This is a genomic window from Adhaeribacter swui (genome assembly GCF_014217805.1).
GTDB lineage: Bacteria > Bacteroidota > Bacteroidia > Cytophagales > Hymenobacteraceae > Adhaeribacter > Adhaeribacter swui.
Genome location: NZ_CP055156.1, coordinates 1,732,375 through 1,757,514, shown reverse-complemented (window position 1 = coordinate 1,757,514; position 25,140 = coordinate 1,732,375). Strand labels below are relative to the sequence as shown.

Below are 25,140 nucleotides of genomic sequence, written 5' to 3'. Positions count from 1 at the left end.
TGCGGCTATTGTTAAGGAATTGTTAAATCAAGTTAAGTAAGTACGAACTTTATAAATAATCTAGCAAAAATTTTAAAATATTTAAACCAAAAGTACGCATTTTGGTGAGGTTCATTCAATTTCCATAATTTTTCTTTGGTTTATCTACATTTGGCTCCGTTCTAAATTTCTATATTTGCGGTTATGGCAACACAATCAGAAAAATCTGCACTCGAAAGCACCCAGTTAAAAGATATTATATCGCATGCCAAAGAATACGGCTTTGTATTTCCGAGCAGCGAGATTTATGACGGTCTACAAGCCGTTTACGATTACGGACAAAATGGGGTAGAGCTAAAAAATAATATAAAAAATGTTTGGTGGAAATGCATGACCCAACTCAACCAAAATGTGGTGGGTATTGATGCGGCTATTTTCATGCATCCGGATACCTGGAAAGCCTCGGGCCACGTCGATTCCTTTAACGATCCCATGATCGATAATAAAGATTCAAAAAAACGTTACCGGGCCGATGTGTTAATTGAAGACCGCGCAGCGCAGTACGAAAAAGAAGGTCAGCCCGAAAAAGCTAAAGAGCTGGTGCAACAAATGGCCCGCTTGCTCGAGGCCGAAGATTTAAGCGGCGTACAACAGCTAATCATTTCCGAAAAAATTACTTGTCCGGTTTCCGGAACTGCCAACTGGACCGAAGTGCGTCAGTTTAACTTAATGTTTTCTACGCAAACCGGATCGGTAGCCGATGAGTCTACTACCATTTACCTGCGCCCTGAAACTGCGCAAGGTATTTTTGTGAATTTTTTAAATGTGCAAAAAACCGGCCGCATGAAAATTCCGTTCGGGATTGCCCAAATTGGTAAAGCTTTCCGGAACGAGATTGTAGCCCGCCAGTTTACTTTCCGGATGCGCGAATTTGAGCAAATGGAAATGCAGTTCTTTATCCGGCCTGGTTCTGAAATGGAATGGTACGAACACTGGAAACAGATCCGGATTAAATGGCACCAAGCATTAGGCATACCCGCCGAGAAATTACGTTTCCATGACCACGAAAAATTAGCGCACTACGCCAACGCCGCCGTAGATATAGAATTTGAGTTCCCGTTTGGTTTTAAAGAAGTAGAAGGCATCCACTCCCGCACAGATTTTGACTTATCGCAACACCAGGCCCTTTCTAAGAAAAAACAACAGTATTTTGATAACGACCTGAATGCCGATGGCAAGCCGTATGGTAATTACGTGCCTTACGTTATCGAAACTTCGGCCGGCGCCGATCGCTTATTCTTGATGACCTTGTGCAACGCCTACACCGAAGAAGAAGTAACCGAAGGCGAAAGCGTTAAAACCAGGACTTATTTAAAATTACACCCGGTTTTAGCCCCAGTAAAAGCCGCTATTTTCCCGTTAGTGCGCAAAGACGGCTTACCAGAAAAAGCCCAGGAAATATTCGACGATTTAAAGTTTGATTTTAACATAATCTACGAAGAACGTGACGCCATTGGCAAACGCTACACCCGCCAGGATTTAATCGGAACCCCATTCTGTATTGCGGTGGATTACGAAACCCTGGAGAACAATACCGTAACCGTTCGCGACCGCGATACCCGGGAGCAAAAACGAATGCCCATTAGTGAATTAAGAAACTACATTGGAGATGCCGTAAGTTTAAAACGGATTTTTGAAAAACTGTAGAACAGTAATTGAACCAAATTTTATTTTTTTCTATAAAACAAAAAACCAAGCCATTACGGTTTGGTTTTTTGTTTTTATAAAATGAGTAATCAACAATAAAGATTTAGAAAACAGGCTTACTTACTAGCCAATTTCCACAATTCCTAAAATAAGAGCCAAGGCTGCAGCTATTACCGTAATCCCTAACACAACGCCCAAAACAGGCCCAATAATTGGTAAAGAAAGTAAAGCCACTAACAACAAAGCTGCTCCCACAATAATTAACACTTTTGCCTCAGTAGATAAATTTGTTTGCGGCTTGTCAAAAGAAACAACTACTTTATCGCCGGCTTTTTCGGTTTTTACGGAGTTTTTTAGTTCTTGCACTTCGTTGCGCAGTTCGTCTACTTTCTTTTCGTTGGTTTTAATAGTTACTCGGTCACGTTTTCTGGTGGTGTCCAGAACGGCTTCCAGGCGTTTTTTTAAATTTTTTAATTCCCGGCGCGTTGGTTTTTGAATACTTATTTTCTGAGGAACAGCTTGTTCGCGATTCTTGTCGGCTTCGGCTGTTATTTGGGCCTGTAATAAAGTATTTAAATCATTAACAGTTTTATTTGAACTCGCATTAGCCGTGAGATCCGTAGTTTTTGGCGAATTAGTTTTATAAGAATCATTAAAAGAGCCGGTACCTTTCGCAAAATAATAAGGCTGAGAAGTAGAACAACTGCTAAAAGATATTCCCAGTACTACCCAGGACACTACAGCAAATAAGCCAGAAAAAGATTTTGATTTCATAGTTAAAAGTAAATTGTAAAGTGGAAGCAAAATTAATAGTTTCTGGATGCAGAAGGGTAGTAAAATACACAGATGTTCCGGAAGTATTATTGGTTTCTTATTAGGGCAACACCAAACAAGCTTTAAATAAGTAGTCTAAGCCATAAAAAGAACACTGCTAAAATTGTGAGAAAAATCAGGAATATGGCTCTTTTTATTTCTTGTAAAATTCTAATTTTTAAAAATTTGTAAAAATTACATTCCAGCAAAAAGCAGAATTTATGCACATCTTTATAAAACGCGTAAATACAGTATATAATTAGTTAGAAGTACTTACACAAGTAGATCTTAGACTTATAATATAACGAAGCAGAATAAAGAACTGAGATATTTGTACCCCGATAAGATAGTATTTACCAGTATAATGTATACTTCTTCGGTTTTGTTGATTGGCTTTCTTATTTTTGTGCGGCTAAAGGTCTAAATTAGTTTAACTGTAAGCAGTTCAAAGATTAGAACTTAGCATTATTGGTTAAACGAACTTAATCAGGTTCTCAAACCAATTATAAACGCACCCGAAATAAATTGACCCATATGGGCAAGTAAGGTGATTAAACAGTAGAAGATTAAATTTTTAAAAATAGCAGTGAAATATAACGAGTACAAAAACCTGGACTACGCTAAGTTAGCCGAAGAAGTGCTGGCGCGGTGGAATAGTAACAAGATATTTGAAAAGTCGGTTGAAACGCGCGAAGGAAATACGCCTTTTGTCTTTTACGAAGGACCACCTTCGGCTAATGGCGCCCCAGGTATTCACCACGTAATGGCGCGGGCCGTAAAAGATATCTTTTGCCGTTATAAAACTTTAAAAGGTTTTCAGGTTAACCGCAAAGGTGGCTGGGATACCCACGGTTTGCCCATCGAGCTGCAGGTGGAAAAAGAATTAGGGATTACTAAAGAAGATATCGGTAAAAAAATATCTATCGCGGATTACAATGCCCGGTGCCGCGAAACCGTAATGCGTTATAAAAGCCAGTGGGACGACCTTACCCAGAAAATGGGTTATTGGGTAGATCTGGATAATCCGTACATCACCTTCGAAAACGATTACATTGAATCTATTTGGGCGCTTTTAAAAAAGCTGTATCAGAAAGGCTTCTTGTACAAAGGTTATACCATCCAGCCGTACTCGCCATCGGATGGTACTGGTTTAAGTTCCCACGAACTGAACCAGCCTGGTTGCTACAAAGAAGTAAAAGATACCTCCATTGTAGCCCAGTTTAAAGTAATTAAAGATTCTAAATCGGAGTTTTTATTTTCTAACCCTAAGGGCGATGTTTATATTCTAGCCTGGACCACCACTCCCTGGACCTTGCCTTCCAACACGGCTCTAGCAATTGGCGATAAGATAACTTATGTGCAGGTAAATACTTTTAATACCTACACGCATAAACCCGTAAGTGTAGTTCTGGCCAAAGAATTAGTGGGTAAGTACTTTTCTGAAAAAAATAAAAATTTAAAAATTTCGGATTACAAGCCCGGCGATAAAGCCATTCCTTTTGAGATTGTGCAAGAGTTTACGGGTAAGCAATTAGTAGGTATCCGGTATGAACAACTTATGCCCTACCTGCAACCATTCTACGATGCAGATAAAGCCTTTCAGGTAGTAGCCGGCGATTTTGTTACTACTTCTGACGGAACCGGCGTGGTGCATACGTCACCCACTTTCGGTGCCGATGACTTCCGGGTAGCTAAACAACAAGGCATCCCGGCTTTAACCATAAAAGATGAACTAGGTAATGAGTTGCCCACCGTGGATAGACGCGGAAAATTCATTAACGAAATTGGCGTAAGACTGCTCGAAGGTGTTGATAAGTATAAAATCAAAACGCATAAAGTATTAGGTGCCGATGATTTTTATGTGAAAAATTACACCAACGAAGATGAAAGCCATCCGGATTATAAAACCACGGATGTTATTATCTCCATCATCCTGAAAGAAGAGAATAAAGCCTTTAAGGTTGAAAAATACGAGCACACCTATCCACACTCGTGGCGGACAGATAAACCGGTTTTATATTATCCACTGGATGCTTGGTTTATCAAAACAACGGCCGTTAAAGATCGGTTAGTAGAGTTAAACAAAACCATCAACTGGAAACCTGAATCTACTGGCTCAGGCCGTTTCGGTAACTGGCTCGAAAATTTGGTAGATTGGAATTTGTCGCGCTCACGTTATTGGGGTACGCCTTTGCCAATCTGGCGCACCGAAGAAGGTGACGAAGAAATTTGCATTGGCTCTGTAGCTGAGTTACAAGCCGAAGTAGACAAAGCAGTTGTAGCTGGAGTAATGGAACCAACTGTGGTTTCAGAAATGGACCTGCACCGGCCCTATGTGGATAACATTGTATTGGCCAGCAAATCGGGTAAAGCCATGCGCCGCGAACCGGACTTAATTGATGTTTGGTTTGATTCAGGAGCTATGCCGTATGCGCAGTGGCATTATCCTTTCGAGAATCAGGAAACCTTCAAGCAAAACTTCCCCGCCGATTTTATTGCCGAAGGTGTAGACCAAACGCGCGGTTGGTTCTTTACCTTACACGCCATTGCGGTAATGCTGGAAGACAGCGTAGCTTTTAAAAATGTAATGGCTAACGGTTTGGTACTCGATAAAAACGGCAACAAAATGAGTAAGCGCTTAGGCAATGCCGTTGATCCGTTTGCCACCATAAATACCTACGGCCCAGATGCTACCCGCTGGTACATGATTTCGAATGCGCCGCCTTGGGATAATTTAAAATTTAATACCGATGGCATTGTAGAAGTTCAGCGCCGTTTCTTTGGTACTTTACAGAATACGTATTCGTTCTTCGCGCTGTATGCTAACCTGGATAACTTTACTTACGCCGAAGCCGAAGTACCTCTGGCAAATCGGACGGAAAGTGACCGGTGGATAATTTCAAAATTAAATTCTTTAGTTGGTTTAGTAGATGCGGCCTACGCCGACTACGATCCTACTAAAGCTACTCGTGCCATTCAGGATTTTGTAAGTGATGATTTGAGTAACTGGTACGTGCGCCTGAACCGCAAGCGTTTCTGGAAAGGCGAGTACAACGAAGATAAAATTGCCGCTTACCAAACACTGTATACTTGCCTGGAAACAGTAGCTTTATTGGCTGCCCCGGTAGCGCCGTTCTACATGGATCAGTTGTTCTTAGATTTAAATAAAGTTTCCGGTAAAAACCCAGTCGAGTCGGTGCATTTAGCTAATTATCCACAGGTAAATGAAACTGCAATTGATGCTGAACTGGAAGAACGCATGCAGTTGGCGCAAACCGTGTCGTCGTTGGTGCACTCGCTCCGGAAAAAAGAAACCATTAAAGTGCGCCAGCCTTTATCGCGTATTTTAATTCCGGTACTTAACCAAAAAACCAGACAGCAAATACAAGCCGTTGCCGATTTAATTTTATCGGAAGTAAACGTAAAAGCCATCGAATATATTGATGATACTTCGGGCATTTTGGTAAAGAAAATCAAACCAAATTTTAAAAAATTAGGTCAGGTTTATGGCCCACGCCTGAAAGAAGTAGCTGCCGCTATTCAGAAGATGAACCAGGAAGATATTAATCAACTGGAAAAAGAAAACGGCTTTGCTATAACTTTAGCTAACGAATCAGTAACTATTACCCCGGAAGATGTAGAAATTACTTCGGAAGATATTCCGGGCTGGCTGGTTGCTACCGAAGGTAAATTAACGGTAGCCCTGGATATTACCTTAACAGAAGAATTAAAGCAAGAAGGTATTGCCCGTGATTTAGTAAACCGCATTCAAAATTTACGGAAAGATAGCGGCCTGGATGTACAGGATCGGATCCGGATTTCGTTACAGAATAATAATGCCGAAGTAAATGCCGCGGTACAAGCTTTTGAAAAATACATCAGCGAAGAAACCCAGGCTACCGATGTGCAACTGCTCGAAATAATTGCGGGAGGCACCGCTTTAGAAATAGACGAATATACCCTAACAGCCAAACTGGAGGTAATTTAAAAAAGGTAATTTTTTATAATTAACTACTATGGGAATTATGTGCCGGTAAATTTGTTTAAGTTTAAAACTTACGTTTTAGTTGCCGTAGCTCTTAATAGTTTATAGAATAAGTTCTAAATGAAATATTTAAAATATTACCTGCTCAGTCTGCTGGTTATTCTTATCGACCAAGTGGTAAAATTCGTGGTCCATTTTAATATGGAAATGGGTTTACCTGGCGAAATTCACTTAATTGGCGATTGGGCTAAATTACACTATACCCTTAATCCCGGCATGGCTTTCGGGGTGGAGTTAGGATCGAGCTACGGTAAATTAATTTTAAGTTTATTCCGGATGGTAGCCATGGTATTTATTGGCTACGGTCTGTATTACCTCTGGAAAAACCGGGCGCATCCGGGCTTTATCTGGTGCGTAGCTTTAATTTTAGGGGGCGCTATTGGTAATTTAATTGATAGTGTTTTTTATGGTATTTGGTTCGACAATGCGCCTTATGGTTCGCCTACGCCTTGGTTTCATGGGCAGGTAGTAGATATGTTTTACCTGGATATCTGGGAAGGCATTATACCACATTGGGTACCTATTATCGGCGGAACGGCTATGTCGTTGTGGCCTATTTTTAACGTAGCTGACTCGGCCATTTTTATTGGGGTGTTAATTATTTTATTTAATCAGAAACGTTTCTTTTCTAGTTTACCCGAAAAAAACAATGCACCGGTTACAGAAAACCCCGAAAAGAATCAGCCGGAAACTACTAATGCCAAAATAGAAGCTTAAGCAACTTAAAATTTTAAAAAAATAGAAAAGCCATACTGCTCCAGTATGGCTTTTCTATTTTAAAAATCAATCCAAGTAAGCATACTTCTTTGTGCCATTTCGTTTACTAGAACAGAAAGTAACTACACTGCACTTCCATATTTGTAGTAGAGTACCAGATAAATCTTTCTTTTGAGCCACAAAATTTAAAATACAGTAAAAGAATACAGAAAAGTATTTCAGGTAAACCGAATATCCAGTAATATTAAGCTAAATATAGCTACTATTTGCCCCGATGCCAGCATTACCCTTGTTACAAATCAATAACCTGCAAACCGAATTTAGTTCGCATTTAGGTGTAGTAAAGGCTGTAGATCAGGTTTCCTTTCATTTGTATCCCGGCGAAACAGTAGCTATTGTGGGCGAATCAGGTTCGGGCAAATCAGTTACTTCTTTGTCTGTGCTACGACTTATCAACAGCCCACCGGGTAATATTAGCGGCGGCGAAATCATGTACCAGTCCCGACAATACGGAATGGTAGATTTGTTGCAATTGCCCGAAAAACAAATGCAGCACATCCGGGGAAACGAAATATCCATGATTTTTCAAGAACCAATGACCTCGCTTAACCCGGTTTATACCTGCGGTTTCCAGGTGCGGGAAGTGTTGCAATGGCATAAAGGTTTAACTAAGAAAGAAGCCAACGAAAAAACATTAGCCCTTTTTGAACAAGTTAAGCTGCCGCGGCCCGATAAAATTTTAAAAAGTTATCCCCACGAAATATCCGGTGGCCAAAAACAACGCGTAATGATTGCCATGGCCATGGCTTGCAACCCGGCTGTCCTGATTGCCGACGAACCAACCACCGCTTTAGACGTAACCGTGCAGGCGCGTATATTACAACTGCTGGATGATTTGCAGCAAACCCACCAAACTGCTATTTTATTTATCACCCACGATTTAGGAGTTGTAGCCGAAATTGCCGACCGCGTGTTGGTAATGTATAAAGGTAAAATTGTAGAACAGGGTACGGTAAGGCAGTTGTTCGAAAATCCCCAGCATCCGTATACTAAAGGACTGTTAGCTTGCCGGCCAGCTTTATCGTTTGGGAAAAAAGTTTTACCTACCGTTTCTGATTTCCTGCAGATTGCTCCGGATGGTACCATTTCCGAAAGGCTTAATTTAGTAGTACCCGAGGCTGTAGAAATAAATAATTTTAAAAATTTACCCGATAATAGCACAACCCAGCAGGTAAATAATTCACCATTACTATCGGTGGAAAACCTGCAGGTATACTTTCCGGTTCGTAAATCTTTATTCTCCCGTTCTCAGGAAGTTATAAAAGCCGTAGATGGGGTTAGTTTTGAAATTTTCCCCGGCGAAACGGTAGCTTTAGTGGGCGAATCGGGTTGTGGAAAAACTACCTTAGGCCGGGCTATTTTAAAAATGGTAGAACCTACCGGCGGAACCATACACTTTAACAACGTAAATATTTCCAGCTTGTCCGGGAGTGAGCTGCGGCGGGAGCGCCGGAACCTACAAATGATCTTTCAGGACCCGTATGCCTCGCTTAATCCCATGCAAACAATTGGTGAGGCCATAATGGAACCTATGCGCGTACATAATGTTTATAATACTGAGGCAGAAAGAAAAGAACGCGTATTAGAACTGCTTCATACTGTGAACTTAAGCCGGGAGCATTACTCCCGCTATCCACACGAATTTTCTGGTGGGCAGCGCCAACGCATCTCCATTGCCCGGGCCTTAGCCTTACAACCCCAATGCATTATTTGCGACGAATCAGTTTCTGCCCTGGATGTGTCGGTGCAGGCCCAGGTACTTAACTTATTAAACAAGTTAAAAGCAGAATTCGGCATTACTTACCTGTTTATTACGCACGATTTGGCCGTAGCCCGGTTTATGGCCGACCGGATTTTTGTAATGAGCCAGGGAAAAATGGTGGAAAGCGGAACAGCTACTCAGATTTACGAGCACCCGCAACACGCGTATACCCGTACCTTAATTCAGGCAATTCCGGCCGGCGAATTAAAAGATATAGTGGCCGTCCAAGAAAAACGAGCGCTCCGGAAAGTACATCGTGTTTAAAAACAACTGATAAACAAAGCGGTTGTATATGCCGGAAGCGGCCCCTAAAATTTAAAAATTTAAAAAATAAAATTAAAAATCAGCTATAAACTTAAGAATGTACCCAGTACTCACGCACAAGTAATAGATTGGGCGCGTATAAGTCTTGTAACAGCTGATTTACATTATAAAAATACATGCGAAACAAAGAAAGAACATCATCCCGTGGCAACAGCAATCGTGCTGCTAATGCAGGTACTCCTGCTAAATCGCGGGGTAAAGAATTAGCCGTAACAAAATCCAGATTATATAAAATTTTTCTTAATAATCCGGAACAAGCTTTTGGCTACAAACAACTGTCGCGCCGGCTGGGCGTGAACGACAAAGCAGGCCGCGATTTAATCAACGAATACTTAAAACAACTCCGGAAAGAAGGAAAATTGAAAATACTGGAAGGTAGCAACTATGTTTTAAACACGACTGCTTCCTACATTACCGGTATTGTTGATTTAGCAAATCCTAAATACGCCTACATTGTTTCGGATGAAACCGAAGAAGATGTGCGGGTATTCAGCGAGAAATTAATGTTTGCCATGGGCGGCGACCGCGTGAAAGTGCGGGTGTACTCATCGGGCAGTGGCGACAGGCAAGAAGGCGAAGTAGTGGAAATACTCGAACGGGCTAAAGACGAAATTGTGGGAAAAGTAGAGCTTTCAAAAAACTTTGCTTTTATAGTACCCGATTTTCGCAAACTATACTTTGATGTGTTCGTGGGCGAAGATGATTTGCTCGACGCGAAAAACGGCGACAAAGTTTTAGTGAAAATTACCGAATGGCCTACTTCCAGCAATAAAAGCCCGATTGGTAAAATTATACGCACCTTTGGCCCGGCCGGCGAAAACGAAGCCGAGATTAATTCGATTATGGCTGAGTTTGGTTTGCCTTTCGAGTTTCCGGAAAATGTGGAAAAAGAAGCCGAAGTTATTCCGGTAGCTATTCCGGAAGAAGAAATTGCCAAACGCCGCGATTTCCGGCAGGTTACCACCTTTACCATCGACCCGCTGGATGCCAAAGATTTTGATGATGCCTTATCTATTCAACAATTAGAGAACGGGCATTGGGAAATTGGCGTGCACATTGCGGACGTAACACACTACATTCAGGAAAAAACGCAGCTGGAGCGCGAAGCGTACCATCGGGCTACATCGGTTTATTTAGTAGACCGTACCATTCCCATGTTGCCTGAAAAATTATCAAATGGTTTATGCTCATTGCGGCCTCACGAAGAAAAACTTACTTTTTCGGCGGTGTTTGAACTCGATGAATCAGGTAAATTATACGACCAATGGATTGGTAAAACCATTATTTACTCCGACCGGCGGTTTACCTACGAAGAAGCGCAGGAACGCATTGAAACCGGCGAAGGCGACTTTGCGCAAGAGATTTTAACTTTAAACAAAATTGCGCACGAGCTAAAAGACAAACGGTTTAAAAACGGCGCCATTAGTTTCGAAACCGTAGAGGTTAAGTTTAAACTGGATGAACAAGGAAAACCCTTATCGGTTTACGTGAAAGAACGCAAAGACGCGCATAAGCTAATCGAAGAGTTTATGTTGCTCGCTAACCGCAAAGTAGCCGAGTTTGTGTTTAACATGAAGAAAACTAAAGTCCGGAATACCATGGTGTACCGTACCCACGATGCCCCCGATCCGGATAAACTCACTAATTTTTCGATGTTTGCCAAACGTTTTGGATATAACTTAACGGTGGATAACATTGATAAAATTTCAAATGAGTTAAACAAACTGGCCGAGCAAACCGAAGGGAAACCAGAACAAAACGTGTTGCAGAATCTGGCAATTCGTACCATGGCGAAAGCCAAATATACCACGGAGCCGCTAGGTCATTTTGGTTTAGGTTTTGAGCATTATTCGCATTTTACTTCGCCTATCCGTCGGTACCCCGATATGATGGCGCACCGGTTGATTTATCATTATTTAAACGGCGGCAAATCAGAGAACAAAGAAGAGTACGAAGAAAAATGTAAGTATTCGTCGGAAATGGAGAAGCGGGCCGCCGATGCCGAACGGGCCTCTATTAAGTATAAGCAAGTAGAATTTATGCAGAATACCGTAGGCCAGCAGTTTAAAGGTATTGTGTCGGGTGTTACGGAATGGGGCTTGTACGTGGAGGTTCAGGAAAATAAATGCGAAGGCATGGTGCGGTTAAGTGATCTGGAAGATGATTTCTATGAACTGGATGCGCAAAATTACCGGATTATTGGCCGGCGCAATAAACGCATAATTTCTTTCGGCGACGAAGTTACAGTAGAAGTAAAAGGTGTAAATTTGAACGACCGAACCATTGATTTGCTTTTGGTAACCGAGCAAACCGAAAAGAAGAAACCCAGCCGCAGTAAGAAAACAGATACCGCCACTACCGACGATAAAACGGCTGGCTACAATCTGAAAGATTATTATGGCTTTGATGATTAAACTATAATTACCTTGAACCAGCCCTTACAGCACCCTCTACCGGTTAATATTGCCGATTTTGCGCATAGAATAAACGCGAAGATTTCCACACTTTCTTTTGGGGATAACCCTTCTGAATTGTACGAGCCTATCCGGTATATCATGCGCCTGGGCGGTAAACGCATTCGGCCAACGCTTACTTTAATTGCGGCGCATCTGTTTGGTAATGAGTTGGAGCACGTGTTAATGCCGGCAATTGGTACTGAAGTTTTCCACAACTTTTCGTTGTTGCACGACGACATTATGGATAAAGCCCCGCTTCGGCGGGGCCAACCTACCGTGCACGAAAAATGGAACCCCAATATTGCCATTTTAAGTGGTGATGTAATGCTGGTGCGGGCTTACGAGTTTTTTTTAAACGTAGAAACCAGTAAGCTGCGCAAAGTGCTTACCTTGTTCAGTCATACGGCTGCCCAGGTTTGCGAAGGGCAGCAACTAGATATGAACTACGAAAACAGCCAGCAAGTAAGCATTCCGGATTACCTGCACATGATTACCTTAAAAACGGCCGTTTTACTGGGTTTTAGTTTGGAGTTAGGCGCTATTTTAAATAATGCTTCTGATAATAACGCTTTGCAACTAAAAAATTTTGGAATTAACATTGGCATTGCTTTTCAGTTGCGCGACGATTTACTGGATGTTTACGGCGACCGCGAAAAATTTGGGAAACAGGTAGGCGGCGATATTTTGGCGGATAAAAAAACCTTTTTGTTATTAACCGCTTTAGAGCAAGCTAACCCGGCCCAGAAAGAAGTTTTCGCAAAATACCGGAACCAGGCGGTGTACTCGCCGGAACAAAAAGTGCAGGAAGTAACCGCCATTTACGACCAATTACAGATAAAAGCCCAAACTCAGGATAAAATAAATTATTACTTCGAAGAGGCCATGCAGTGTTTACACGCCGTAGATGCTCCCGCCGACCGCAAAGAAGTATTACAAGGCCTGGCTTTTGAGTTAATGGCCCGCGAAAGCTAAACCGAAACAGTATCTAACATTCCTAAATACCTAAATTTTAAAAATTTCAACATGAGCATTACCCTGATTCTAATTATCCTGACATCCGGAATTTCAATTTACGCCTGGTCGCATCAGGATTTATTAGATAAGTGGGTTTTTCATCCGTTTAGTGTTACCAAAAAGAACCAATGGTACCGGTTTGTTACTTCCGGTTTTCTGCACGCCGATTGGACGCATTTATTTTTTAATATGCTGTCGTTGTATTTCTTTGGCGAAGTAGTAGAACGGGTATTTATGTCTTATTTTGGCTATGAACTAGGCATTGGTATGTATCTGCTTATTTATCTGGGCGGAATGATTATTGCCGATATACCCACTTACATCAAACACAAGAAAGATTACGATTATCGGGCATTAGGGGCTTCCGGTGCAGTATCGGCTATCATTTTTTCCAGTATTTTATTTAATCCGTTAAACCTGATTTGCCTGTTCGCCTTTATCTGCATGCCTGGTTTTATCTTTGGCCTTATTTATCTGATTTACTCCTATTACGAGGCCCAACGCATGGGAGGAGCCATTAACCATAGCGCCCACTTTTACGGGGCGGTATTTGGCTTTGTAGTTAGCTTTCTGCTGATAGAAGGTTCCGGCTTAAACTTTATTGAGCAAATTGGGCAGTGGCGGCTACCATTCTTTAACTAGAAATTAAAAATTTTTAAAAAATTTCTGATTCTAATCTCAGAATCAATCGTATACAAAATAGATAATCTGTTCTGGATTATTATTTGGAGTATACTGCTATGAAACGTGGTGCCGGACTTTTGGCCATTCTTATTTTACTACTGCTTTTTTGCAGTGGCACTACCCTTAGGGCTCAACAATTGCTAAATAGTCCGATTTCGCTGGTAACTCCTGTTCCGGTAAATAGCACCGCCAACGAGCTTATACAGTTCGCAAATCAACGCCCTTTATTGCGCGAATTACTTATTCAATCGGGCATTTTAACTACTTTATCTAACGATAAGCCATACACTTTTTTTGCACCTACCGAAGCTGCCTTGCAAGAAATTCAGTACGAAAGTGCCGAAAAGCTCCAAACCATTATGCAGCATCATATTGTACCGGGTAGGTACCCGCTGCAAAATTTAAAAGATGGCGCCTTATTGCCCACTTTAGCCGGCGATAGCGTTATGGTTTTCCGCAAGTTTCAGGCGGCAGCTATAAACAGCATTCGGGTAAACGGCAGCTACGAAACCGCTAACCATATAGTAGTACATACCATTGAGGATATTCTGAAGCCCAAAAAGCTGGAATAAGTAAAGAGACCCTGGTTGGTATTTAATTTACCAATCCTAAAACTTTACTGGCTGCAATATCCTACCAAATAGTTGCCAATAAGCATGTCTCTTTACTTAAATAGTAACCTAATTAAACTTAGATCAAATACCTTATCCGTTAGTATATCCTGCTTCTGTTTGTGCCTTTTTAAAAGCAACCAGTAAGCATATTCGTTTTCCGGAGGTAAATAATGCTGTGTTAAGGTAAGCAGGAGTTCTTACAATTTAGTAAGCTTTACGCCATTCCAGCGGCCCATAATGTTATCGTTGGGGCCAACCAATATATCAATGCGGTTACGCAGGCGTTTTTTCATGGTATCGCGGACAATGTACACGCCATCCAGCCGCTCTGAAATGCCGCTCACATGCACTTTATCGCCGTAATCAATATGACCACCCCAGCGAGTAAGCAAATTACGCGATACGGCAATCCATTTATGCTTTTTAGGATGCGTTTCATTTATCCGGGAGCCATCGGCGGTTATAAAAGGAGTAGAATCGGTTTGCGCTTCTTCGGGGAAATAAACCGAAGCGCTCACGTGTGTAATAAATGACTCTTTAACCGGGGCTGTTTTCTTTTTTTCTAATGATTTTTTAACGGTACTAACACGGGTTGATTTAAATGAGTTAGCTCTATTAAGAAGGCTCTCAAAATGGTAAGAGGTAGAATAAGTTGGCTTTTCTTCCTTTGAGTAGGACACGAGGTGCGGGAACGTAACTAAAGAAATAAATAAGAAGAAAATACCATCGATTTTGTATCGTAACATGTGTAAAAATTTAGTTTGGACACTAATTTCATTGGTAGTTTGTCTTAAACGCGTAAGTATTTAATTTAGTTTATTCCGTTTTTTCATTGAATTTTTCTTTTTTAACTATATCAAGTTTCCAAATAAATGAACAAACTTGTTTGTAAAGTACAGTTTTTTACCTGTAACTGGGGTAAAAAGATAGTTATCAAAGAAATTTAATGTTTACTGCCGCAGCCGAAAGCTATTTTGTATCCTAACTTTTTTAGTACTATTTAAAGCAAAATTTTTTTTTAAATTTTTTCTGCGGCAAACATTAAAAAAGGGCGGTAAATTTTGTCGTAAAAACCAAATTTACCGCCTGTTTTTTTAAAAATTGTTCTCGGTGTTGGCATCGCCATCGTTGGTGTCGCGGTCTTCCAGGTCTTTTTCATCAGCCTGCTGCTGCTCCTGGTCCCAGTTTTCGTCGGATTTACTCGCGCCGGTTCCAATCATAGAACGCTTTACTTTATCGTCGTCGGAGCCGGTTAGTTGGCTGTGGGTTGTTTGGGTTTGTTCGTCTTTTATTTTGTTATCCTGCGGTTGTTTCTTTTCCATGGTTTTAAAATTTTGTTTAATAATTATACCGGGCTTGTTGGTAAGCCAAACTAATAGTACTCTTATCCAGCATTTAAGGTTATTTTACGGAATAGGTTTAACCCGAAACTCGAAGAATCCTTAATTTTTAAAATTTTGAATTTCCGGCAATTAAAGAAGCTCTTAAATAAAAGAACCTGCGCAAAGCAGGTTCTTTTAAGCAGTAGATCATATATTTTACTGCATGGCTTTTTGGTTGATGTACCCTTTAGCCAGTTTGTTTAATTTAGTATCGGCAGTTTGCTCTTCTTTTAAGGTTTCGTTTAATAACTCAAAAGCTTCTTTCTGGCCTAAGCGTTCGGCATAGTGCGCAGCGGTACCGTAACCCGAAATTTCGTAGTGCTCAATGCGCTGGGCACTGGCAATAAGGCCGGCATCTTTTACTTCCGGGTCGGCATCTTCGGCAATTAATTCCTGGCCTTCTTTAATTAAACCTTCCATGGCTTCGCACTTCATGCGGCCCGCCGAAATGCCCAATATTTCGCATACTTTTTCGATGCGTTCTTTTTGGGCTTTGGTTTCTTCCAGGTGCTGTTCAAATTGCTCTTTTAGTTTAGGATCAGTAGCCGTTTGGGCCATTTTGGGCAGCGCCTGAATGAGTTGTTTTTCGGCGCTGTATAAGTCTTTAATTTCGTGGTGAAACAGGTCTTCTAAATTTTTTAACTTAGTCATAGTTTTATGGTTTAAGGTTGCCAAATCATTTGTTTTGTTTCAGCTATACGGCCCGCTTCTGCAAAGTGTTAATGGATATTTCTACCGTTTTTTGGGACATAATCTGGTTCATTTCTCCTGTAAACAGGGTAAAAACTTAGCTTTAAAGGCTTTACCTAATTACTAGCCAATTTTAGGGTACATTATATTTTTTAATCGTTTTCTGCCCTCGTTTTTAACTTACCAACTAGTTTTATGAGGTAAGAAGCAAGCGGAAGAGGTAATTCTTAAAATCAGTTATTTAAATTTACGCCGGACCCGTGTCCATTTTTAAAAAATATGCTTTTACTGTTTATCGGATTATACTTGCTTATTAACGTGTTTATTGGGGTATGGGCCGCACGCCGGGTGCAAAACACCAGCGATTTTTTACTGGCTGGTCGGCAATTGCCTTTTTACATTTCTACGGCGGTAGTGTTTGCTACGTGGTTTGGCTCCGAAACGGTTTTGGGCGCTTCGTCGGAATTTGCCGAACATGGCTTGTTGGGCGTTATTGAGGATCCGTTTGGGGCGGCCTTGTGTTTGGTGTTGGTGGGCTTATTTTTTGCTAAAAAACTCTACCGGCTTAACTTACTTACCTTCGGCGATTTTTACCGGTTGTATTTTAACCGCACCACCGAGCTGGTAGCTTCGTTTTTTCTGGTAATCTCGTACTTTGGCTGGGTGGCCGCGCAGATGGTGGCACTCGGTATTATTCTTAATTTAATTTCCGGTTTATCTATCTCGGTGGGTATTATTTTGGGCTCGGTAGCCGTTATTATCTATACCTACATGGGCGGAATGTGGTCGGTATCGATCACCGATTTTCTGCAAACCATCATGATTATTGGTGGCCTTATTTTCGTTACCACCAGCATTGTGGCGCAAGTGCCCTTACCCGAAGTACTCCGCACCGTTCCGCCGCACTTCTTTGATTTTTCGCCAGTTCAAAACTCTTCTGTAACAACCTGGCTCAACTACCTGGCCCTTTGGATTACCATTGGTTTAGGTTCTATTCCGCAGCAAGACGTATTTCAGCGGGTTATGTCGGCTAAGTCCGAGAGAACGGCGGTATATTCATCTTTAGCGGCCGCCGGCCTGTACTTAACCATTGCCTTTTTACCGCTCCTTTTGGTTTTATACGCCAAGGTGCTGCACCCGGAATTGCTGAAAGGCGATACGCAGTTATTATTGCCCGGCTTAATTCTGCATTCTTCTTCGTTGTGGGTAAAGATTTTGTTTTTTGGGGCTTTAATTTCGGCTATTATCAGTACAGCCAGCGGGGCAATCTTGGCGCCAGCCGCTATTTTAAGCGAGAACATTTTCCGGCCTTATTTTACCAAAATCACCGATAAACAATTGCTGCTGTTGTCGCGGGTGTGCGTGTTGCTGGTATCGGGGGTAGGTTTAATAATGGCTTTATTAAAAAGTAATATTTATGAGTTGGTAAGTTCGTCGTCGGCTTTAAGTTTAGTGTCGTTGTTTGTGCCCTTAGTGGCGGGTTTGTACAGCAAACGGTTGTCGTCGGTAGCGGCTATTACATCGATGGTAGCGGGCATGGTGGTTTGGTTAGCAGCTTTGTGGCTCGATACTGCTATTAATCCGTTGTTATATGGTTTGCTGGCTAGTATCTTGGGTTGGATATTGGGGTTGTTGTGGCCGGTTTCTGCTACCGCAGAAAAGGTCAGGGTAAAGGTTATTTTGGAGTAAGTATTTGTTACCTGAAGTCGCATTTTTTTAAATTTTAAAAATTTCGGTTGCTGAATGTCTGGCTATTTCCACGTGAAACGGGTATAAGTTTAAAATCCTGAAGTGGATAACGTAAACTTACTTGCTCCATTACCCGAAAGAAGTGTAACTTGCTTCTTTTAAAAATCAGCCAAAAGAATAAATAGATTAGATTATAAGATACTATTATGGGAAGAGCATTTGAATTTAGAAAAGCCCGTAAGTTTAAGCGTTGGGATAAAATGTCGAAAGCGTTTTCGCGCTTAGGCAAAGAGATTGTAATGGCCGTAAAAGAAAATGGACCTAATCCGGATTCGAATGCGCGTTTACGGACGGCCATTCAAAACGCAAAAGGCGTAAACATGCCCAAAGACCGGGTAGAAGCGGCCATTAAGCGGGCATCGAGCAAAGAAGAAAAAGATTACGAAGAAGTAGTTTACGAAGGCTACGGCCCGCACGGCATTGCTATCTTGATTGAAACCGCCACCGATAATATTAACCGCACCGTAGCAAATATCCGGGTGTACTTATCGCGGGCTGGCGGTACTTTGGGTAAAACCGGCTCCCTGGATTTTATTTTTACCCGCAAAGGCATTTTCCGGTTACCCGCCGAAGGTTTGGATCTGGAAGAACTGGAGCTGGATTTAATTGATTTTGGTGCCGAAGATATTTACGAGCACGAAGGCGAGATTATTGTGGAGACAGCTTTCACTGATTTCGGTGCCATGCAAAAAGCGCTGGAAGAAAAAGGACTACCCGTTACCAGCGCCGAGCTGCAACGCATCCCCAACACCCGCACCGAACTAAACGACGAGCAAGCCGAAGAAATTGAAACCTTAATCGAGAAAATAGAGGAAGATGATGACGTACAAGCCGTTTACCATAACATGGCATAACTGACGTATAATGACCCTTTTGTGTGTTCAATAAATTAGGAATAGCCCTGCAATGATGAAAAATCCTACGCCTGTATTATATTTTAATTTAGTATAGGCGTAAGTAATATTTATAAGTTTAAGAAGGATAAAGAGCAGACAAATGGCCTTAGCAAGTATAAAAACAGACTTTCATCAACTCATCGATAAAATTGAAAATGAGGAGTTATTAGCCGCATTTTATCAGTTACTAATGCAGAGAAGTCAGGACCAAACGGGCTTGCTTTGGAATGCCCTTACGGAAGAAGAAAAAAACGAAGTTCTATTGGCAGACGATGAAAGTAAAGATTCTAGTAATTGGCTAACTGACCTAGAAGTTCGACAAAAGCATCAACAATGGCTAAACAAATAGTTTAGCTAGAACTAAGTTTTTAATATTTTCACAATTTCGCAGCCTGATTTACTAAAGTCAGGCTGTTTGTTTTTAAGTTTAATCCTGTTTTGCCTGTTTTTTCCGTCTCTGGCGATCGTAAATGTAATAAGCAATTAAAGCTACAACGCCAACCACCGAAACCACAATTAGCCCGGTTTTTAAGCGGTCAATGTTTTGGCCTAGGTACGCAATAAGCAAAGTAAGCGGAATAATGCCGCCAGCCGTAGCCAGCATAAATTTACCGTAAGGCATTCGCACAATACCGGCTACAATACTAATGGCATCGTTGGAGATAATAGGAGAGATACGGGCCAGCACTACCGCCCATATGCCGTAACGCTCTACCTGTTCGGCTACTTTCTCCTGGGTTTTGGCGCCTAAAAATTTGCCAATGGTAGCCGGACCTAAGCCGCGACCGAGCAAGTACCCCACCGTAGAAGCTACAAAAATGCCCCCGATAGAAATGACCGAACCCCATACCGGTCCGTAGGCCAATACCGCTACAACCATTAAGGCTACCACGTTTACCACCACCAGAAACATTTGTGCTACCATAAACCCGATTATAAACACGGGTCCCCAAAAGCCAAACTGACTCACCCACCTGGAAATGCGTTCTTGATCGCCGCTGGTTAATACCTGCCAGGCTTCGTTGATGGTTTCCTGAAAGGCGGGCCATAAAAAATAACACGCCAGTAGTAATCCTATAAAACTGCCCGAGATAATCCAGGGCGCTTTACTGGTTCTTATGATAGCTTCGGGCTGGCTCAAGTACATCAGTGGTTATAGTAAAAGCCCGTATACGTAAAAAGCCCTTGCCAAAGGTTACCGGCAAGGGCTTACAAACAAAGAAACAAGAAAACAGGAAAGTAAAAAATTTTAAAAAATCTTAATTCTAACTCACGTAACCCACCCGTTGTCCGCGTCGGTTTACAATAGTACCCTCCTGGGTTAAATACAACGACTGAAAATAATCGCTTTCAAAAACAAAAGGTACTTCGGAGTTATTCGTACGGGTAAGTTTACCAACCACTTCTATGCCGTCGTCGGTAACGCGTACGAGGTTATAACGCGTCGTCACGTAAAACTGTTCCCGTGGAGCGGCCTCAAAAGTAACTTTCCCCAAAATAGACCGGCTATCCAGGCCAGCAGCCGTAGCTTGCTTGCGCACAACGGGCTTCGTAGTAACCGGCTGTTTCGGGTCTTCAACTTGCGCAATTACGGGTGGTGTAGCTTTAATACTAGGTTTTGCACTAGCTAAAATTTGACCATTGGCATTTTGCCAGCCGGTGCTAATGGCCGTTAACCGCGACGAACGACCGGGGTGGGTAGCCGAATAACTTTCGTCGGTTAAGGCCGCAATAGCCGCTTGGGCTTGCGGTAAAGTAGCCCCCATTTTGCGGAGCACAAATCCCGAAAACTCATCGGCTTCTAACTCATCGGTGGGGTTGCTGCCGCCCCGGATTAAAGTATGGCCATTTAAATGATGCCCGATTTCGTGCGCCAGAATGCTCACCGCCGCCCAGTCGGTTTTAACCGCATTGTTTACCGAAGCCACAAACTGCGGGTTGTATAGTATATAGCGTTTGCCGTTGTAAATAACCGCCGCCGCGTTGGGTACCTCCGTAGATTCCCGCACTTCAAAGCGTGGTTTTAAGCCAACTACGTCAATAATTTCTTTTATAATATCGCGGGCTCCCACCGGGTTCGCCACCATTACAGTACCGGAAGCAATTACTTTACCCGTTGCGCGGGCTGCATCCGGAAGCTGTAAAAATGGCACGGTTAGCGCCAGTCCTAAAGCTATTTTCTGCCAGAATTTTTTCATATTTTATCTTACCAGTATCAATTATTTATCTCGTTAAAAAGCCCTTTACCAGTGCATGGAGGCTGGTTAAATCTGCCTTTATTTCTAATTCAGGATACACCTAATAGATGCAATATTTTTGCCAACCTATTTTATTCTGACAGAATGCTAGTATGGGCTAGTACGCTGTTCCCAAGCCATTTATTTACTCTAAATTAAGAATATACTTTCGGGGGTAATTTTACGTATATACCAAAATATTCCTATTGCAGTTTATATACTGATGAACGCAACAACTATGAAATTATTGAATAAAACAGCGCCTTTTCTTTTACTATTTTTTACCATGGCAACCGCTCTTTCGGCGTGCGAAACCCGGCGGACGATTGCCACCGAAGAAGCTATTACGGCCAGTACGGGAGCAGACCAATCCGGTTCCCGGGATACCATTCTGGTAATCCGGGGCAATACCAGTGCCGTAAAAGAATTGAAAAAATTTAAAGATTGGGTAAACCAAAAAGCCAGTAAAGTAGACTCGGCCACTAACGAAAATTTACCCGAAATACAAGCCGAGTTTAAGCGCAAAACGGCTCATTTAGAGAAAGGTCTGGATAGTTTATCGAAAGATGCCAAAGCCGAGTACCTGGAAGCCAAAGCCAAATACAAAGCCTGGGAAGCACAGAATAAAGAGCGTACCAGCAAACCCCTGCAAGCCGCAGAAATTAAAAAACGCCAGAAGCAACTGCTCGGCGAATACCAGAATTTGAATAAGATTAACGCCACAAACGTGCGCGAAGCTTACCTGGTGTTTATGGGCATGGTACGCGCCAAAAAACGCAACTGGGACCAGAACGACTGGGATTATACCGACTACGTGTACCGGCAACTCAACGACCGGAAACAAGAAATTACTACTTCTATTTCGGCTAGCGATGAGCTGAAGATTAAAAGCTTACAAGCCGAATACCTGGCCTTGGAGGCGGGCAAGGATGCCAAAGATTTGATAAAAGCCGTAAGAAGTAAATAAGTTATTACAGGTTCCTACTGTAAAGCTGCTCCAGATTACCGGAGCAGCTTTTTTTATGCATTTTTTAAATTTTTACTTTTTGCAACTGACTGGTTTTAAAGTAGCAGCCGGATATAGTAACGCTCAGTTCTCGTACTATCGCGAGCGCCCCCGCTCGCAATGATTATAGTCCGGCCTCTGGCCGGTAGGAACTTGCCGACTGATTTGCTCCTAAGAAAAGTTTATTTGTTTGTCCGGCAAGAGGCCGCCCAAATAGTTAGGCACGAGCGTCAGATCCTGCTTCTTTAAAAAAGGTAGCAAAGGCTTTTACTTGGCATTTAGCTGAGCTTCAGGTTCTAAATACGTGCGCAAAGAATCATGCACAATGCTGTTCCAACCTTCGACAAAGTTGTGAGCGGCCAAATCCGGATTTTCTTTCGGGAAAGATTCCAGGCCCGCATGCGTTAATCGCAACAGCGTACCGTTTTCCTCCGGGAACAACTCAAAAGTAACAAACGAGTTACCAGCATAACCTTCGTAGCGCCAGCTATAAGTCAACTTGCTTTCCGGAACAACTTCGGTTACTTCGCACAGATGCAGGTATTGTTTTTCGGGACTAGGGCCGCCTGTAAATGTAAAGGTAAAACCTACTTCGGGTGTAAATTCTTCCAGATCAAAGTACCAGTTTTTCATTTCGTCTTTGTCGGTAATAGCCCGCCATACTTTAGCCGGCGGCACCCGGAAGTGGCGCTCAAAAACAAGGGGTTGTTGGTTCATCGTCTTACTTATTTAAGGATTTTTTAAATTTTCGTCTTTCTGTATGTGCTGTTCTAAAGCATCTAATTTGTTGTTCCAGAATAAACGGTATTGCTCCAGCCATTCCGACACTTGCTTTAAGTTTTCCAGGTGCGCTTCGCAAAATCTTTCGCGACCTTGTTTTTTAATTTTAATTAACCCGCACTCCCTTAAAATTTTGATATGCTTGGAAATAGCCGGCCGGCTTACGTTAAAGTTATCGGCTACAGCATTTAAGTTTAAGGTTTGGTGCGCTACCAAATAGATAATCTGCCGCCGTGTGGGGTCGGCAATGGCCTGAAACACATCCCGTCGCATGGTAAGTGGTTGTTATGTAACTAAACGGTTACTAATATATGTGTAACCATTAGGTTACGCAAGTTTTTAGCTGTAAATTTTTAATTTGTGAAAAGTCCGGGATAGCTTTGCCGCAGAAATTTTAAAAATTAAGGTCGATCAGGAGAACAAGGCGTGAATAAAACCGGCAACGTTTTAAATTTAGCTGGATAATAAAGCAGTTTACTTTTAAAATTAAACCGACTTTTCCGGCTTAAATCCGTATGAACACGACTTGAAGAAGCGGCTGCCTCCAGCCATTACTAGTAAAATGAAGAAAGAATTAGCAGTATTATTTGATATGGACGGTGTTATCTGCGATACGAACCCGTACCACCTAAAAGCCTGGAAAAAGTTTGCGGAAAAGCACCAACTCAATTTAGAAGGCAAAGACTTGGGCCATTACATTTACGGCCGCACCAACCGCGACGCCCTGCAGTTGTTTATAAAAGATAATGCCTTCGCCAACGGCAACGATTTTACCAGCGATCAGCTAACTGATTTAAGCGAAGAAAAAGAAGCTTTGTTCCGGGATATTTACCGCGACCACGTAGAACTTACCGGTGGCTTGCAGAACTTTTTGCAAGAGTTAAAAGATGCTGGGGTGCCCATGGCCTTAGCTTCCAATGCGCCCATCAGCAACATCGATTTTATTCTGGATGCCACTAACACCCGTACTTATTTTGATGCCGTAGTAGATGCCACCCAGGTAACTAAAGGCAAACCCGATCCTGAGATTTACTTGCGAGCCGCTGAGCTGCTGAACGTAGAACCCAGCAATTGCATTGTAATGGAAGATTCTACCGTAGGCGTAGAAGCCGGGCAAAAAGCCGAAATGAAAGTAGTGGGCATTACCACTACGCACAGCGCTGAAGAGTTAAGCCACACCGATTTGGTCATTGATAGTTTCACGGAGTTAGGCCTAAACGAATTAAAAAACCTGTTGCTCAGCGGCCACTAAGCCGCTTTGTAAATCTGGATTTTATGGCACCATCCGAAGCGACCGAAAAATGGCTGGCATTTGCCAAGCGTGTGCAGGCCATTGCCCAGGCCGGCTTAACCTACGCCGTAAACGACTACGACACCGAACGCTACGAAGAACTGCGCGCCATTAGCGTGCAGATCCTACAGGAACTTTCCGGCGAAGAACCGCAAAAAATTAAAAATTTATTTACCAACGAAACCGGTTATCAAACCCCAAAGGTAGATGTGCGCGCCGTGGTTTTCCAAAATAACCAAATCCTGCTGGTGCACGAAAAGCTCGATAATTGCTGGTCGATGCCCGGCGGCTGGGCCGATGTAGGCTACTCGCCGGCCGAAGTAGCGGTAAAAGAAACGCGGGAAGAAGCTGGTTTGGAGGTAAGGCCAGTTAGGTTGCTGGCGGTACTCGATAAAAAGCACCACCCGCATCCGCCCTCGCCGTACCACACCTACAAAATTTTTATTCTATGCAAAGTTATCGGGGGTTCGCTCCAACAAGGCATGGAAACGCAAGGTGTCGGCTTTTTCGACCGCAATCACTTACCGGAACTCTCGCTGGAGCGCAACACGGAGTCGCAGGTGCAGTTTCTTTTCGAGTATCTGGATAATCCGGAGAAAGAAGCGTATTTTGATTGATTTTTTAAATTTTCTGTTGGCGGAGCTGCAAGTTCATCGAATTTTGTGCTTGTTTGCACTTACAGATTAGCTAAAAGCTTTCGTTCGTATAGCTGCGGCTACTATGGCGCGGATTTACTTCCCTGCCTTGCTTTACTTAAAAGAATTTAAAAGTTCTCGTTCATATAGCTGCAGTTGTAGTTGTAAATTCTTAGTGAAGTTGTTTCATAGCTGAGGTTCTGTTCTTTTTGTCTTGACACAAAAAGAACCAAAAAAGTCAAGACGCTAAAAACTCGCTGACCGCTCGAACAGTTTAGCGTCAAATTTTGCACCTGGCT

Annotated in this window: 22 protein-coding genes; 14 read left to right on the top strand and 8 right to left on the bottom strand. The window is 42.4% G+C overall.

The window, feature by feature from the left end:
* Positions 1 to 183: 183 nt before the first annotated feature.
* Positions 184 to 1,686 (top strand): glycine--tRNA ligase, encoded by a 1,503-nt coding sequence (locus HUW51_RS07985; protein WP_185273448.1) that lies wholly within the window; start codon positions 184 to 186, stop codon positions 1,684 to 1,686.
* 123 nt (positions 1,687 to 1,809) lie between these two features.
* Here HUW51_RS07985 and HUW51_RS07980 read toward each other — a convergent pair whose 3' ends face one another.
* On the bottom strand, positions 1,810 to 2,460 hold the full coding sequence (locus tag HUW51_RS07980) for a hypothetical protein (protein ID WP_185273447.1): 651 nt from the start codon (positions 2,458 to 2,460) through the stop codon (positions 1,810 to 1,812).
* A gap of 625 nt (positions 2,461 to 3,085) precedes the next feature.
* Between HUW51_RS07980 and ileS the strand changes: the two genes are divergently transcribed.
* The 7 genes from ileS to HUW51_RS07945 all read left to right on the top strand — a co-directional run bounded on the left by ileS (position 3,086) and on the right by HUW51_RS07945 (position 14,133).
* Positions 3,086 to 6,487, top strand: a complete 3,402-nt coding sequence (gene ileS, locus HUW51_RS07975; protein WP_185273446.1) for an isoleucine--tRNA ligase — start codon at positions 3,086 to 3,088, stop codon at positions 6,485 to 6,487.
* Positions 6,488 to 6,604: 117 nt separating this feature from the next.
* Entirely contained in the window at positions 6,605 to 7,261 is a 657-nt protein-coding gene (locus tag HUW51_RS07970; protein ID WP_185273445.1) for a lipoprotein signal peptidase, read from the top strand.
* Positions 7,262 to 7,535: 274 nt separating this feature from the next.
* Positions 7,536 to 9,347: an ABC transporter ATP-binding protein gene (locus HUW51_RS07965; RefSeq protein WP_185273444.1), complete on the top strand. Its 1,812-nt coding sequence runs from the start codon at positions 7,536 to 7,538 to the stop codon at positions 9,345 to 9,347.
* 176 nt (positions 9,348 to 9,523) lie between these two features.
* On the top strand, positions 9,524 to 11,821 hold the full coding sequence (gene rnr / locus HUW51_RS07960; protein WP_185273443.1) for a ribonuclease R: 2,298 nt from the start codon (positions 9,524 to 9,526) through the stop codon (positions 11,819 to 11,821).
* A 12-nt stretch (positions 11,822 to 11,833) separates the two neighbouring features.
* Complete coding sequence (locus HUW51_RS07955) at positions 11,834 to 12,835, top strand: polyprenyl synthetase family protein (protein WP_185273442.1); 1,002 nt, start codon at positions 11,834 to 11,836, stop codon at positions 12,833 to 12,835.
* Positions 12,836 to 12,886: 51 nt separating this feature from the next.
* Positions 12,887 to 13,519, top strand: a complete 633-nt coding sequence (locus tag HUW51_RS07950; protein ID WP_185273441.1) for a rhomboid family intramembrane serine protease — start codon at positions 12,887 to 12,889, stop codon at positions 13,517 to 13,519.
* Positions 13,520 to 13,617: 98 nt separating this feature from the next.
* Entirely contained in the window at positions 13,618 to 14,133 is a 516-nt protein-coding gene (locus HUW51_RS07945) for a fasciclin domain-containing protein (protein ID WP_185273440.1), read from the top strand.
* Positions 14,134 to 14,372: 239 nt separating this feature from the next.
* Here the strand turns inward: HUW51_RS07945 and HUW51_RS07940 are convergent, their stop codons facing one another.
* The 3 genes from HUW51_RS07940 to HUW51_RS07930 all read right to left on the bottom strand — a co-directional run bounded on the left by HUW51_RS07940 (position 14,373) and on the right by HUW51_RS07930 (position 16,208).
* Positions 14,373 to 14,921 carry an RlpA-like double-psi beta-barrel domain-containing protein gene (locus HUW51_RS07940; protein ID WP_185273439.1) on the bottom strand — a complete coding sequence of 183 codons (549 nt, stop codon included), beginning with the start codon at positions 14,919 to 14,921 and terminating at the stop codon, positions 14,373 to 14,375.
* A gap of 348 nt (positions 14,922 to 15,269) precedes the next feature.
* Positions 15,270 to 15,497: a hypothetical protein gene (locus tag HUW51_RS07935; protein WP_185273438.1), complete on the bottom strand. Its 228-nt coding sequence runs from the start codon at positions 15,495 to 15,497 to the stop codon at positions 15,270 to 15,272.
* A 216-nt stretch (positions 15,498 to 15,713) separates the two neighbouring features.
* Positions 15,714 to 16,208 (bottom strand): YciE/YciF ferroxidase family protein, encoded by a 495-nt coding sequence (locus tag HUW51_RS07930; RefSeq protein WP_185273437.1) that lies wholly within the window; start codon positions 16,206 to 16,208, stop codon positions 15,714 to 15,716.
* A gap of 318 nt (positions 16,209 to 16,526) precedes the next feature.
* On the opposite strand from HUW51_RS07930, the gene HUW51_RS07925 reads away from it, so the two are divergent.
* From HUW51_RS07925 to HUW51_RS07915, 3 genes are all read left to right on the top strand, one after another.
* Positions 16,527 to 17,936 carry a sodium:solute symporter family protein gene (locus HUW51_RS07925; RefSeq protein ID WP_185273436.1) on the top strand — a complete coding sequence of 470 codons (1,410 nt, stop codon included), beginning with the start codon at positions 16,527 to 16,529 and terminating at the stop codon, positions 17,934 to 17,936.
* 206 nt (positions 17,937 to 18,142) lie between these two features.
* Positions 18,143 to 18,850 (top strand): YebC/PmpR family DNA-binding transcriptional regulator, encoded by a 708-nt coding sequence (locus HUW51_RS07920; RefSeq protein ID WP_185273435.1) that lies wholly within the window; start codon positions 18,143 to 18,145, stop codon positions 18,848 to 18,850.
* Between the two features lie 142 nt (positions 18,851 to 18,992).
* Positions 18,993 to 19,241, top strand: coding sequence for a hypothetical protein (locus HUW51_RS07915; protein ID WP_185273434.1), 249 nt, complete (start codon positions 18,993 to 18,995; stop codon positions 19,239 to 19,241).
* A 78-nt stretch (positions 19,242 to 19,319) separates the two neighbouring features.
* On the opposite strand, the gene HUW51_RS07910 is transcribed toward HUW51_RS07915, so the two are convergent.
* Both HUW51_RS07910 and HUW51_RS07905 read right to left on the bottom strand, forming a co-directional pair.
* Entirely contained in the window at positions 19,320 to 20,033 is a 714-nt protein-coding gene (locus tag HUW51_RS07910; RefSeq protein ID WP_394353947.1) for a TVP38/TMEM64 family protein, read from the bottom strand.
* Positions 20,034 to 20,157: 124 nt separating this feature from the next.
* Entirely contained in the window at positions 20,158 to 21,090 is a 933-nt protein-coding gene (locus HUW51_RS07905) for a M48 family metalloprotease (protein WP_185273432.1), read from the bottom strand.
* Between the two features lie 277 nt (positions 21,091 to 21,367).
* Here HUW51_RS07905 and HUW51_RS07900 point away from each other — a divergent pair, with 277 nt between their 5' ends.
* Complete coding sequence (locus tag HUW51_RS07900; protein WP_185273431.1) at positions 21,368 to 22,096, top strand: hypothetical protein; 729 nt, start codon at positions 21,368 to 21,370, stop codon at positions 22,094 to 22,096.
* 306 nt (positions 22,097 to 22,402) lie between these two features.
* Here HUW51_RS07900 and HUW51_RS07895 read toward each other — a convergent pair whose 3' ends face one another.
* Positions 22,403 to 22,852, bottom strand: a complete 450-nt coding sequence (locus HUW51_RS07895) for an SRPBCC family protein (RefSeq protein ID WP_185273430.1) — start codon at positions 22,850 to 22,852, stop codon at positions 22,403 to 22,405.
* A 12-nt stretch (positions 22,853 to 22,864) separates the two neighbouring features.
* Positions 22,865 to 23,188, bottom strand: a complete 324-nt coding sequence (locus HUW51_RS07890; protein ID WP_185273429.1) for an ArsR/SmtB family transcription factor — start codon at positions 23,186 to 23,188, stop codon at positions 22,865 to 22,867.
* Between the two features lie 289 nt (positions 23,189 to 23,477).
* Here HUW51_RS07890 and HUW51_RS07885 point away from each other — a divergent pair, with 289 nt between their 5' ends.
* Both HUW51_RS07885 and HUW51_RS07880 read left to right on the top strand, forming a co-directional pair.
* Positions 23,478 to 24,167, top strand: coding sequence for an HAD family hydrolase (locus HUW51_RS07885; protein WP_185273428.1), 690 nt, complete (start codon positions 23,478 to 23,480; stop codon positions 24,165 to 24,167).
* A 23-nt stretch (positions 24,168 to 24,190) separates the two neighbouring features.
* On the top strand, positions 24,191 to 24,823 hold the full coding sequence (locus tag HUW51_RS07880; RefSeq protein WP_185273427.1) for an NUDIX hydrolase: 633 nt from the start codon (positions 24,191 to 24,193) through the stop codon (positions 24,821 to 24,823).
* The last annotated feature ends 317 nt before the right edge of the window (positions 24,824 to 25,140 follow it).